At 71.6% G+C, this 12,707-nt stretch carries 11 protein-coding genes; 8 read left to right on the forward strand and 3 right to left on the reverse strand.

Annotation, left to right across the window (positions count from 1 at the left end; genetic code table 11):
- Positions 1–259: 259 nt before the first annotated feature.
- The 5 genes from ABR737_RS37095 to ABR737_RS37115 all read left to right on the forward strand — a co-directional run bounded on the left by ABR737_RS37095 (position 260) and on the right by ABR737_RS37115 (position 7,541).
- Entirely contained in the window at positions 260–1,093 is an 834-nt protein-coding gene (locus ABR737_RS37095) for a M55 family metallopeptidase (RefSeq protein WP_350257067.1), read from the forward strand.
- On the forward strand, positions 1,086–2,450 hold the full coding sequence (locus ABR737_RS37100; RefSeq protein ID WP_350255552.1) for a M20/M25/M40 family metallo-hydrolase: 1,365 nt from the start codon (positions 1,086–1,088) through the stop codon (positions 2,448–2,450). The genes ABR737_RS37095 and ABR737_RS37100 overlap by 8 nt, the downstream gene beginning before the upstream one ends.
- Positions 2,451–2,492: 42 nt before the next feature.
- Positions 2,493–4,559 (forward strand): prolyl oligopeptidase family serine peptidase, encoded by a 2,067-nt coding sequence (locus tag ABR737_RS37105; protein WP_350255553.1) that lies wholly within the window; start codon positions 2,493–2,495, stop codon positions 4,557–4,559.
- Positions 4,556–5,488, forward strand: coding sequence for a S66 peptidase family protein (locus tag ABR737_RS37110; RefSeq protein ID WP_350255554.1), 933 nt, complete (start codon positions 4,556–4,558; stop codon positions 5,486–5,488). Before ABR737_RS37105 ends, ABR737_RS37110 begins: the two co-directional genes overlap by 4 nt.
- 265 nt (positions 5,489–5,753) lie before the next feature.
- Positions 5,754–7,541: a CocE/NonD family hydrolase gene (locus tag ABR737_RS37115; protein ID WP_350255555.1), complete on the forward strand. Its 1,788-nt coding sequence runs from the start codon at positions 5,754–5,756 to the stop codon at positions 7,539–7,541.
- Between the two features lie 119 nt (positions 7,542–7,660).
- Here ABR737_RS37115 and ABR737_RS37120 read toward each other — a convergent pair whose 3' ends face one another.
- The 3 genes from ABR737_RS37120 to ABR737_RS37130 all read right to left on the reverse strand — a co-directional run bounded on the left by ABR737_RS37120 (position 7,661) and on the right by ABR737_RS37130 (position 9,862).
- Positions 7,661–7,855 (reverse strand): ferredoxin, encoded by a 195-nt coding sequence (locus ABR737_RS37120; protein ID WP_350255556.1) that lies wholly within the window; start codon positions 7,853–7,855, stop codon positions 7,661–7,663.
- A 35-nt stretch (positions 7,856–7,890) separates the two neighbouring features.
- Complete coding sequence (locus ABR737_RS37125) at positions 7,891–9,078, reverse strand: cytochrome P450 (protein WP_350255557.1); 1,188 nt, start codon at positions 9,076–9,078, stop codon at positions 7,891–7,893.
- A 181-nt stretch (positions 9,079–9,259) separates the two neighbouring features.
- Complete coding sequence (locus ABR737_RS37130; RefSeq protein WP_350255558.1) at positions 9,260–9,862, reverse strand: TetR/AcrR family transcriptional regulator; 603 nt, start codon at positions 9,860–9,862, stop codon at positions 9,260–9,262.
- A 45-nt stretch (positions 9,863–9,907) separates the two neighbouring features.
- Here ABR737_RS37130 and ABR737_RS37135 point away from each other — a divergent pair, with 45 nt between their 5' ends.
- Genes ABR737_RS37135 through ABR737_RS37145 form a run of 3 tightly spaced genes read left to right on the forward strand, consistent with a single transcriptional unit; the run spans position 9,908 to position 12,676 of the window.
- The gene (locus tag ABR737_RS37135; protein ID WP_350255559.1) at positions 9,908–10,444 is read left to right on the forward strand and encodes a DUF2867 domain-containing protein; all 537 of its coding nucleotides are present in this window, start codon (positions 9,908–9,910) and stop codon (positions 10,442–10,444) included.
- Positions 10,445–10,464: 20 nt separating this feature from the next.
- Complete coding sequence (locus tag ABR737_RS37140) at positions 10,465–11,040, forward strand: IS607 family transposase (protein WP_350255560.1); 576 nt, start codon at positions 10,465–10,467, stop codon at positions 11,038–11,040.
- Positions 11,033–12,676: an IS200/IS605 family accessory protein TnpB-related protein gene (locus ABR737_RS37145; protein ID WP_350250254.1), complete on the forward strand. Its 1,644-nt coding sequence runs from the start codon at positions 11,033–11,035 to the stop codon at positions 12,674–12,676. The genes ABR737_RS37140 and ABR737_RS37145 overlap by 8 nt, the downstream gene beginning before the upstream one ends.
- Positions 12,677–12,707 lie beyond the last annotated feature (31 nt).

Below are 12,707 nucleotides of genomic sequence, written 5' to 3' on the forward strand. Positions count from 1 at the left end.
CGCTTTGCGACAGAAACTGCCTGAGATGCGGTGCCACAAGAGCGTACCCCCAGGTTCCGGTTGGAAGGAATCGTGGTGCAGTAGCGAAGAAAACGTGATGCTCGCCTCAACGGGGCCGCACCGGCAGGTCCTGGACGGGGCGTCAGCCCGGAGGTCCTGGTTAGGCTGGGGGAGCTGTTCGGGCCCTCCGAACGTGATGTGAACGAGTGATGTCGGGAATCGTGCGGACCGCCTCCTAGCTGCGATAGGACTGGTGAATGTGAAGATCCTCATCTCCGCGGACATGGAGGGCGCCACGGGCGTGACCTGGCCGGCCGATGTGCTGCCCGGCACCCCTCAATGGGAGCGCTGCCGCCATATGTTCACGTCCGACGTCAATGCGGCGATCGCCGGATTCTTCGACGGCGGGGCCGACGAGGTGCTGGTCAACGAGGCGCACTGGACCATGCGCAATCTCCTGCTGGAACAGCTCGACGAGCGGGCGCAGATGCTCACCGGACGGCACAAATCGCTCAGCATGGTCGAAGGTGTGCAGCACGGCGACGTCGACGGCATCGCCTTCGTCGGCTACCACACCGGGGCGGGCACCGAAGGCGTCCTTGCGCACACCTACCTCGCCAACACCCTCACCGGGGTCTGGGTCGACGGCACCCGCGCGAGCGAGGGCTATCTCAACTCCCTTGTGGTCGCCGAGTACGGCGTACCGGTGGTGCTGGTCACCGGCGACGACCGCACCTGCCAGGACGCGCTGGGCTACGCCCCGCAGGCACCGGGTGTGGCGGTCAAGGACTATGTGTCGCGCTATGCGGCGGTGTGCCGGCCGCCGGCCCGTACGGCAGCCGAGATCCGGGCCGCGGCCTGCAAGGGGACGGCGCTGGCGGTACGTCACGAACCCTCCCGGCGCGGACCGTTCCGGTTCGAGTTGGAGTTCGACGCCGAGCATCTGGTGGGCGCCGCGACCTGCATTCCCGGCGTGGAGCGAACGGGAGAGCGCCGCGCTGCGTATACCTGTCAGGACATGTACGAAGCCATCCGGTGCTTCAAGGCGGTCACCACCGTCGTGTCGTCCGCCGTGGAGGAGCAATATGGCTGAGCGGGAGAGGGCCGGGGGACCGGCGGCCGAACAGGCCGCCGTGGTCGATGGGCAGACGCTCGACGAGGTGGTGCGGTTCACCTCCGAGCTGATCCGGATCGATACCAGCAACGCCGGTGACGGCACCTGCCGGGAACGCCCGGCCGCCGAGTACGTCGCCGAGCGGCTGGCCGGGGCCGGGCTGACGCCGACACTCCTGGAGCGCAGCAAGGGCCGTACGAATGTCGTCGCCCGGATCGAGGGCACCGACCCCGGGGCCGACGCCCTGCTGGTGCACGGTCATCTGGACGTGGTCCCCGCCGAGCCCGCCGACTGGAGCGTGCACCCCTTCTCCGGCGAGGTCCGCGACGGCGTGGTCTGGGGCCGGGGCGCCATCGACATGAAGAACATGGACGCGATGGTGCTCGCCGCCGTACGGCAGTGGGCCCGCAGCGGGGTGCGGCCGCGGCGTGACATCGTGCTGGCCTTCACCGCCGACGAGGAGGCCAGCGCCGAGGACGGCGCGGGCTTCCTGGCCGACCGGCACGCCGGGCTCTTCGAGGGCTGCACCGAAGGCATCAGCGAGTCCGGGGCCTTCACCTTCCATGCGGACCGCGGGATGCGGCTGTACCCGGTCGCGGCGGGGGAGCGTGGCACCGCCTGGCTGAAGCTGACCGCCAGGGGCCGGGCGGGGCACGGCTCGAAGGTCAACCGCGACAACGCCGTCAGCCGGCTGGCCGCCGCCGTGGCCCGGATCGGCGCGCACGAGTGGCCGGTCCGGCTCACCCCGACCGTGCGGGCCGCGCTCGGCAGACTCGCCGAGCTGTACGCCGTCGAGGTGGCTGCCGACGCACCGCACTTCGACGTCGATGCGCTGCTCGGCCGGCTCGGCGCGGCCGCCGAGCTGGTCGAGCCGACCGTCCGCAACAGCGCCAACCCGACGATGCTCTCGGCCGGTTACAAGGTCAATGTGATCCCGGGATCGGCCGTCGCGTATGTGGACGGCCGGGTGCTCCCCGGGGGAGAGGCGGAGTTCCGTACGACCATGGACGAGCTCACGGGGCCCGGGGTGAGCTGGGATTACGACCATCGCGAGGTCGCGCTGCAGGCCCCGGTCGACTCCCCGACGTACGGCGCGATGCGGGCCGCGATCGAGCGCTTCGACCCGGACGGCCATGTCGTGCCGTACTGCATGTCCGGCGGCACGGACGCCAAGCAGTTCTCCCGGCTGGGCATCACCGGCTATGGTTTCTCGCCGCTCAAACTGCCCGAGGGGTTCGACTACCAGGCGCTCTTCCACGGCGTGGACGAGCGCGTGCCGGTCGAGGGGCTGCACTTCGGCGTCCGGGTACTCGATCATTTCCTGCGCACGGTCTGACCGGCCGGAGCACGCCCGACCGGTGGAGGAGAGGAACTGCAGATGGTGACCACGGCTCCGTACGGCGGCTGGACGTCCCCGATAGATGCCCGGGCGGTCGCCGCGCACGACGGCCGGCCGGCCTTTGTCGGCGCGGTCGGCGACGAGGTGTGGTGGACGGAGCCGCGGCCCGCGGAGGGCGGCCGGCGGGCGCTGGTCCGCCGGCGGCCGGACGGCACCGAGGAGTCGGTGCTGCCCGCGCCCTGGAACGTCCGCAGCCGGGTGCTGGAGTACGGCGGCCAGCCCTGGGCCGGCACGGTCACCGAGCACGGACCGCTCCTGGTCTTCAGCAACTTCGCCGACCAGCGGCTGTACGTCTGCACACCGGACGGCGGCGGCGACGGCGACCCGCGCCCGCTCACCCCGCTCTCCGGCATCGGCGCCGGACTGCGCTGGGTCGATCCGGTACTGCGCCCCGAACTCGGCGAGGTGTGGTGCGTCCTGGAGGAGTTCACGGGCGACCGGCCGACCGATGTGCGCAGGGTGATCGCGGCCGTGCCGCTCGATGGTTCCGCCGCCGAAAACCGCTCCCGGGTACGGGAGTTGAGCGATGACCGGCACCGCTTTGTGACCGGCCCCCGGATCTCCGCGGACGGGCGGCGGGCCGCATGGATCGCCTGGGACCACCCCCTGATGCCCTGGGAGGGCACGCTGGCGATGGTGGCAAGGGTCACCGGCAAGGGCGAGTTCGAGGACATCCGGCCGCTCGTCGGCAACCTCGGCACCGGCGAGCCGGACGGCGGCGCTGCCGGGGAGTCCGTCGCGCAGATCGAGTGGGCGGCGGACGGCTCGCTGCTCTTCGTCTCGGACCGCAGCGGCTGGTGGGAGGTGCAGCGCATCGATCCCGACGGCGGGGGCGCGCAGCCGGGCGTGGGGGAGGAGCCGGGCCCCGGCGAGGGCGATGGCGCGGTGGCCCTGTGCCCCTCCCGGCAGGAGGAGTTCGGCGGGCCGCTGTGGAATGTCGGGCAGCGCTGGTTCCTGCCCCTGGAGAACGGCACCGTCGCGGTGATCCACGGCCGCGGATCCACCACCCTGGGCATCCTCGACCCGGTGACCGGCGAACTCGTCGACTCCGCCGGCCCGTGGACGGAGTGGGCGCCCACCCTCGCCGTGCAGGGCAGCCGCGTCCTCGGTATCGCCGCCGGCCCGCACAGCTCGTACGAGATCGCCGAGCTGGACACCTGCACCGGACGCACCCGGGTGATCGCCTGCCGGCACGCCGACGTCCTGGACCCGGCCTACTACCCCCGGCCGCGGAGCCGTACCTTCACCGGCCCCGGCGGACGGGACATCCACGCCCATATCTATCCGCCGCACAACCCCGACCACCGGGCGCCCGACGGCGAGTTGCCGCCCTTCGTGGTGTGGGCGCACGGCGGCCCCACCGGCCACGCCCCCATGGTGCTCGACCTGGAGATCGCCTACTTCACCTCCCGGGGCATCGGTATCGCCGAGGTCAACTACGGCGGGTCGACGGGCTACGGCCGGGAGTACCGCGAGCGGTTGCGCGGCCAGTGGGGCGTGGTGGACGTCGAGGACTGCGCCGCCGTCGCCCGGGCGCTGGCCGACGAGGGCACCGCCGACCGTGCGCGGCTGGCCATCCGCGGCGGCAGCGCCGGCGGCTGGACCACCGCCGCCTCCCTGACCGCCACCGACCTCTACGCCTGCGGCACCATCAGCTACCCGATCCTGGACCTGACCGGCTGGGCCACCGACGAGACCCATGACTTCGAATCGCAGTATCTGGAGTCGCTGGTCGGTCCGCTCGCGGAGGTGCCCGACCGCTACCGCGAACGCTCGCCGCTGCACCGCGCGGACCGTATCGCCGCGCCGTTCCTGCTGCTCCAGGGCCTGGACGATGTGATCTGCCCGCCCGTGCAGTGCGAACGGTTCCTCGCCGCGGTCGCCGGGCGCGGTACCCCGCACGCCTATCTGGCCTTTGCGGGGGAGGGGCACGGCTTCCGCCGGGCGGACACCATCGTGCGGGCCGTGGAAGCCGAACTCTCCCTGTATTCCCAGACCTTCGGACTCGCCCGGAGCGATGTCCCGGAGCTGGAGCTGCGCGGATGACCGCGGCGGAGCCGGTGCGGCCGCCGCGGCTGCGGCCCGGCGACCGGGTGGCGGTGGTGGCACCCAGCGGTCCCCTCGCACCGGAGCGGCTGGACCGCGGGCTGGACGTACTGCGGGGCTGGGACCTCGACCCGGTCGCCGCGCCGCACGCCAGGGACACCCACCCGACCCTGCGCTATCTGGCCGCGGCCGACGAGGAGCGGGCCCACGACCTGCAGCAGGCCTGGTGCGACCCCGCCGTCAAGGCCGTGTTCGCGGCACGGGGCGGCTACGGTGCCCAGCGGATGGTCGACCTGCTGGACTGGGACGCCCTCCGGGCCGCGGCCCCCAAACCACTGGTCGGCTTCAGCGATGTGACGGTGCTGCACGAGGCGTTCGCGGTGCGCGCCGGGGTGTCCACCCTGCACGGGCCGGCCGTGGCGGGTGAGGTCTTCCTCAAGGACGACGCCACCCGCGAGCATCTGCGGCGCACGCTCTTCGCGCCCGAGACCGTCCGGGCCCTGGTGTCGCCGACCGCCCGGCCGCTGGTGCCCGGGCGGGCCCGCGGCGTCACCCTCGGCGGCTGTCTGACCATGCTCGCCACCGAGGTGGGCACCCCGCGGGCCAGGCGCGGTGCGGCGGGCGGTCTTCTGATGCTGGAGGACATCGGCGAACCGCCGTACCGTCTCGACCGCGCGCTCACCCAACTCCTGCGAGCCGGCTGGCTGGACGGTGTCGCCGGCATCGTGCTCGGGTCCTGGGCCGGCTGCGGTCCCTACGAACGGGTGCGGGAGGTACTGCGGGACCGGCTGGGCGGGCTCGGGGTGCCGGTGGCCGAGGAGTTCGGCTTCGGGCACGGCGACTCCGCGCTGACCTTGCCGCTGGGCGTCCCCGCGGAGCTGGACGCGACGGCCGGCACGCTGACCTTCGAGCGAACGGCGACCGTCTGAGCGGGCCGCGCGCCGCGGCCACGGCCTCCCTCGTTCGGCCGTGAACTGACGTCCTAACGGCGGCGCACGCCAGGGCCGTTGCATTCCCTCTCCCCGTCACACAGCATGAGCCCGCCGCTACCGACTGGTTGGTGCAACGTGTGTGGAGGTCTTCATGCCCAGCGTGCCCCGAGGCTGTGTGTCCCGAGGCATGTCCCGTGGCATGTCCTGCGACGTGGCCCGCGGCGTGTTTCGCCGCCCCCCGCTCCGCCGCCCCCTGCTCCGCATGTCCCTCGCCCTGCTGGCCGGTTCCGCCCTCGTCACCCCTCTCGCCCTGACCGCCCCCGCACCCGCGGTGGCCGCCACCGCCCCGTACACCGTCACCGCGCTGAAGGTCACCGTCCGGGCCGGTGGCCGCAAGTGCACCCTTGACGCGGACGTCTACCGCCCGGCCGGTGCCGTCGCCGCCCGTCCGGCGCCCGCCGTGCTGACCACCAACGGCTTCGGCGGCGACAAGGCGGACGGCCCGACCGGCGCCCTCGCCAAGGCCTTCGCCGCCCGCGGCTATGTGGCGCTGGCCTACTCCGGACTCGGCTTCGGCAAGACCGGCTGCCCGATCTCCCTGGACGACCCCCGCATCGACGGGCGGGCGGCAAGCGGGCTGGTCGACCTGCTGGCCGGTGCCCGGACGGCCGACGACGGGACACGTATCGACTATGTCGCCAAGGACGGGGCGGGCGATCCGCGGGTGGGCATGATCGGTGCGTCCTACGGCGGGGCGGTCCAACTGGCCACCGCCGCCGTCGACCACCGGGTCGACGCACTGGTCCCCCTCATCACCTGGAACGATCTCTCCTACTCCCTCGCCCCCGACAACGCGGGCCGCACGCAGGGCGCCGGCGGACCGCTGCCCGGTGCCTACAAATGGCAGTGGACCAACGGGTTCTTCCTGATCGGCGAGGCGCAGGGGCTGCTGCACCCGAACCTCGACCCGTCGCGGGCCGGCGGCGCCGGCTGTCTGCACTTCGTCGCGCGGGCCTGCGAGACCAAACGGCTGCTGGATTCCGGCAGGTACCCGGCCGCGCGGACCCGGGCCGTGCTCGCCTATGCGCGCAGTGTCTCCCCGGTCTCGTATCTGGCCTCGGTCAAGGCGCCGACACTGCTGGTCCAGGGCCAGAACGACAGCCTGTTCAACCTCAACGAGGCCGCCGCCGGCTACCGGACGCTGGCCGCACAGGGCACCCCGGTCGCGATGATCTGGCAGTCCTGGGGCCACAGCGGCGGGATGCGGAAGCCGGCGCGGGGGGAACTCGACCCGGCGCAGGGCAATCTGGACACCAGCTATGTCGGACGGCGGATCCTTGCGTGGTTCGACCGGTATCTGCGCCATCGGACGGCTGCCGCCACCGGCCCGGCCTTCGCCTACTACCGGGACTGGGTGGCCGGCGGGTCCGCCTACGCCACCTCGCCCGTCTTCCCGGCGGGCGGCAGCCGGCGGCTGTACCTCTCCGGGGACGGCACACTCGTCGGCCGTCGTGGTGAGGTGGTGCGCGGCAGCCGGGAGTACCGCAATCTGCGGACGGCCACCAGCCACTCCGAGAGTTCCCTGTCCGGGCTGCTCGGCCTGCCGGACGTGGCGCCCTACGACGCCCGCGGCACCTACCTGGACTGGACGTCGCGGCCGGTGGCGGGCGGGCCGGTGGACGTGGTGGGCGCGCCCAGAGTGACGCTGAAGGTCTCCTCACCGCAGGCCGAGCGGGTACGGAACTCCTCGGACGCGGCCGACAAGCTGGTGCTCTTCGCCAAGCTCTACGACATCGCGCCGGACGGCAGGAAGACGCTGGTGCACCGGTTGGTGGCCCCGGCCCGGGTGGCCGATGTGACGCGGAGGTTCACCGTGGAACTGCCGGGCCTCGTGCACCGTTACGAGCCGGGGCACCGGCTGCGCTTGGTCATCGCCGCGAGCGACGACGCCTATGCGGGCAACCGGGGGATCAAGCCGGTGACGGTCAGTGCCACGCCCCAGGACACCGGGGTGCTCGAACTTCCCGTCACACAAGGGGTGTTGCGGTAGCGGATGGGGTGGAGGCCGTAGGGACAGAAGGAGGAGGGCGGAAGGTGCCGGGCGCACCGCGGGCCGGGTGCCGGCCGGGAGCCGCGCGCGTCAGCCGGGCCGTCCGCGGGGGTGGTGGCTCAGTCGTCCGTGACCGAGATGGCCTGCACGGGGCAGGCGCGGGCGGCCTCTCGCACCAGCGGGTCGCCCGCGCCGTCCTCACGGCCGGGCAGCAGGGCGCTGAAACCGTCGTCGTCCTGGGTGAAGACCTCCGGCGCGGTCAGGGCGCACTGGCCGGCGCCGATACAGCGGTCGGTGTCGATGGTGATCCGCATCCCGGACCCCTTTCGTTCGTCTGCCGTCACGGCTGCTACCAGGCCAGCGGCAGTTCGATCATTCCTTGCAGGGTGTCGCCCGGCTTGAAGGGAATCTCGGCGGCCGGCACGGCGAGCCGCAGGTCCGGGATCCTGGTGAACAGCGAGCGCAGCGCGATGTCCATCTCGGCGCGGGCGAGGTTCTGCCCCAGGCACTGGTGGATCCCGAAGCCGAACGCCACGTGGTGGCGGGCCGAACGGTCGAGGTCCAGCTCGTCCGGCGACGGATAGGCGGCCTCGTCCCGGTTGATCAGCGAGGTGGGGAACAGCACGCCGTCGTCGGCGCGGATGAGCTGCCCGCCGATCTCGATGTCCTCCGTGGCCACCCGCAGCATGCCGTCCGCGATGGACAGGAACCGCAGCAGCTCCTCGATGGCGGCCGGCATCAGGCCCTCCTCGGCCTTGAGCTGCGCCAGCTGCTCGGGGTGTTCGAGCAGGGTGAAGGTGCCGAGCGAGATCATGTTGGCGGTGGTCTCATGGCCGGCCACCAGCAGGATCATGGCGAGCCTGACCAGGTCCTCATGGGTGAGGTCGCCGGTCCGCAGCCGCTCCTCGATCAGTTCGTCGAGCAGCCCCTCGCCCGGGTTCTTCTGCTTGTGGGCGATCAGCTCGGTGAAGTAATCCTCCAGTTCGGTCCGGGCGGCCTCCGCCTCCTCGGCCGTACGGCTGCGCAGCAGGCGGCTGGACTCGCCCTCGAAGAACTCGTGGTCGGAGTACGGGACGCCGAGCAGTGAGCAGATCACCATCGAGGGCACCGGCAGCGCGAACGCGGAGACCAGCTCGGCGGGCGGGCCCTCGGCCAGCATCCGGTCGAGCAGATCGTCGACGACCCGGTGGATGTCCGGCCGCAGCGCCGCGATCCGCTTCACGCTGAAGCTGGGGATCAGCATCCGGCGCTGGGTGTTGTGCTCGGGGTCGTCGACCCCGAGCAGCGGGGTCCTGACCTGGCGGATCGCCGCGAAGCGCGCGACCGGCATCGGGAAGGCGGGATTCTGCCGGTCGGAGGAGAGACGCTGGTCGCTCAGCAGCGCCCGCGCCTCGCTGTGGCCGGTTACCGCCCATACCTTGCGGCCGTCATAGAGCGCGACCTGCGTCAGTGGTCCGGTCTCCCGCAGCGGCTGGTAGTCGGCGGGCGGGTGGTAGGGACAGGTGCGGTCCTGAAAGTAGGAGATGGCTTCGGTCACGGAATTCCTCCCGTACGAGGAGCTCAAGTGGATCGAGCTGCTCGGGGTGTGAGATGTCAATGCTGAAGCGCGCCGTGCTCGCCGCGCTGATCTCACCTCATGCCTCGGGTACCGGGCACGTCTACGCGCAGTCCGGCCATTTTCGTTCAGGTTCGCACATTTTCGGAACCTTCACCTCCGTTCAGGGCCGTACGAGGGTTTCGATTACCCCGTCCAGATAGCGGTCGCGGGCGGCACCGTCCGGCAGGCTCTGCGGGACGGCATGTCCGAGCTGGGTGTGCCCGAGGAAGGCGGTGTAGGCGAGCAGGCCGCGGCGCTGGGCCTCGTCCTCGGGGAAGCCCAGCTCCGCGAAGAGCGCGTCGAGATAACCGAGGCGCCGGGCGGTCACCCGGGCGAGCGCGGCGGCCACCCGCGGATGCGCGGCGCTCGCCAGCAGGGAGATGTCCCGCGGGTCCGCGGCGGACCGGTTCGCGGCCATCAGGAGCAGGCGCCGCAGCCGTTCGCCGGGGTCGGGCTCGGCCTCCACCTCGGTGATCACAGCCTCCGTGCTGACCTCTTCCCAGCGCTCCAGCGCGGCCTCGATCAGCGCGTCCCGGTTGGTGAAGTGCCAGTAGAAGCTGCCCTTGGTGGCGCCCAGCCGGGCGGCCAGCGGCTCCACGGCCACCGCGGCAATGCCGCCCTCGCCCATGGCCGTCAGGGCGGCATCGGCCCAGTCCGCGGCGGTCAGCCGCTGCCGTGCGCCGGAGTCGCGGGGTGTCTTCGCTCGCTGTGCCGCCATTTCCATACGGTACCGTACGGAAAAACATACGCCACCGTATGGAGGTGCCCTGTGCGTACCGTCCGCAAGGTCCGTGCCCGTACCGCCCCCGCCACGACCGTCGGGGCCCCGCCCGGCCGGTCCGCCCGACCACGCCCGTTCCACCGGCTGCTCGGCGACCGGCCCCGGGCCGTTCCCCTCCCCGCCACGGCCCGCCTGGCGCACGGTGCCTTCCCGCACCCGGACTTCCAGGACGCCTGGCAGCTGGAGCTGCGCCCCGGTATGCCGCGGGAACCGGAGGCCTGGCAGGACATGCTGGGCCGGGCGGGCTTCTCCGTCCTCGGGCGCACGGAGGACGAGATCCTGCTCGGCGAGGACGCCCGCCACCTGGACTTCCGCGCCTCGATCCATCTCGCGGACGGCTACGTCACGCTCGGCACGGTCGTCCGTATCCACCGCACGGCCGGCCGTCTCTACTTCGCCGTGGTCCGCCGTGTCCACCCGTTCGTGGTCCGCACGGTGCTGCGCCGCTTCCACCGCCGGCTGGCGGCGCGGGGGTTTTCAACTGCTGGCTCTCGAAGTCGGGTAAGTGAGCGTAACCATGCGTGAGTGAGTGTCGTTGTCAGCGTGTGAATCTGACGGAATGGGCGAAGGCGCAGGGTGTGCATCCGCAGACCGCGTATCGCTGGTTCCGTGAGGGGACGCTGCCGGTACCGGCTCAGAGGGTCGGGCCGCGCATGGTTCTGGTGAACATCGAGGCGAACGCCGCGCCGGAGGCGGTTGGCGGGCTGGGCCTGTATGCCCGGGTCTCTTCGCATGATCAGAAGGCTGATCTGGAGCGGCAGTTGGCGCGTCTGGTCGCGTGGGCGGCCACGGCCGGTCACCGGGTTGTGCGTGTGGAGTCCGAGGTCGGTTCGGGCATGAACGGCGGCAGGTCGAAGGCGAAGCGGCTGCTGGCCGATCCTGAGGTGACCACGGTTGTCGTGGAGCACAAGGACCGGTTGGGCCGGATGAATGTGGAGCTGGTTGAGGCCGCGTTGTCCGCGGCCGGCCGTCGTCTGGTCGTCTTGGATGCTGGTGAGGTTGAGGACGACCTGGTCCGCGACATGGTCGAGGTGCTGACGTCGTTGTGCGCCCGCCTGTACGGGCGCCGGTCGGCGAAGAACCGCGCGGCGAAGGCTCTTGAAGCGGCGTCGCATGGCTGAGCCGAAGAAGCCGCTGCGGGCGATTTCCCGTCCGTTCGTCGCTGACGGGCCGTCGGGGGTGAGCATCCGTGACCGGCTCAGGGGTCTCACCGCCCAGGACGAGAAGGTGTTGCGTCTGGTCGGCGGCCACATGGGGCGGCTGGCAACGCTTGACCTCAAGGCGCGGTGCGCTGACGGCCTGGAGCACTCCACTCACACGTGGGCTGACCGTAAGCGTGAGCTGACGGCCTCCTCGTCGTCCCGCTGGGCCGGTTCGGTCACCTCCAGCACGCATGATCAGTGGGGCCTGTCCCGGCGCGCTCAGCATGCTCATCTGCAAGGGCTGGACGCCGGTATCAAGACGGTGCGGCACCGCCTGTCGCTGCCGGTCGGCGAGAAGGGCAGCAAGCGTGCCCCGGGCGGTTACCGGTCGAAACACGAGTGGTTCGTCAAGTCCCGGCGGCTGGCGGTTTTGGAGAAGCGGCGTTCGGTTGTTGCCGCTGACCGGGAGAGGGGGAAGGTCTCGGTGGTGCGCGGCGGCCGGAAGCTCGCGAACACCCGGCACAACCTGGCCGCCGCCGCTGTGAACGAAACGCGGTGGCGGGAGCGGTGGGAGGCGGCACGCTGGTTCCTGTCGGCCGACGGGGAGTGCGGGAAGCGCTTCGGGAACGAGACGATCCGGATCACCCCCGATGGGGAGATCAGCATCAAGCTGCCCGTGCCACTGGCCGAGCTGGCGAACGCGAAGCACGGCCGGTACGTCCTCGCGGCGAAGGCGGTGTTCCCCTACCGGGGCCAGGAGTGGCGCGACCGCATCGAAGCGAACCGTGCCGTGGCCTACCGCGTCCACCTCGACACCGCCTCCGGCCGCTGGTACGTGGACGCGTCCTGGACCCGTAAAGCCCTTCCCGCTGTGCCGCTGGACACGCTGCGGGCGCAGGGTGTGGTCGGTGTGGACACCAACGCGGATCACCTCGCCGCATGGCTGCTCGATGAGCACGGCAACCCGGTCGGTGAGCCGCGCCGCTTCGACTACGACCTGTCCGGCACCGCTGACCACCACGACGCGCAACTGCGCCACGCCCTCACCCGCCTGCTGCACTGGGCCAAGACCACCGGCGTCCAGGCCATCGCCATCGAAGACCTCGACTTCACCGACTCCAAGACCCGCGAGAAACACGGCCGCAAGAAGAGCTTCCGGCAGCTCATCTCGGGCATCCCCACCGGCAAACTCCGTGCCCGGCTGCTATCGATGTGCGCGGAGACCGGACTCGGCGTGATCGCCGTCGACCCTGCCTACACCAGCATGTGGGGCGCGCAGCACTGGCAGAAGCCGCTGACCACCACACACCGCAAGACCAGCCGACACGCCGCCGCCCCGGTGGCCATCGGCAGGCGCTCCCTCGGACACCCGATCCGGCGACGGACGGCACCGCCCCGCCAGCACCAGAGCGATGCTCGCGGGCATCGGACCGCCCAGGCCGGACCAGGTGACCGGGGGCGTGAGGGAAACCGCCCCCGCGTACCCGGACCACGGACACGATCCGATGGAGCTGAACGCGGCAGGAACGCGGTGGACCAGAACGCCCAAGACCGTTCGGGGCGCTCGGCTGAGCGTGGGTTCTGGCGACAGGACTCACTCCCGCTCAGTCTTTAGGAACGGTGAGCCGGGCCCCGTGCCAGACTGC

It is taken from the genome of Streptomyces sp. Edi2 (assembly GCF_040253635.1).
Lineage (GTDB): Bacteria > Actinomycetota > Actinomycetes > Streptomycetales > Streptomycetaceae > Streptomyces.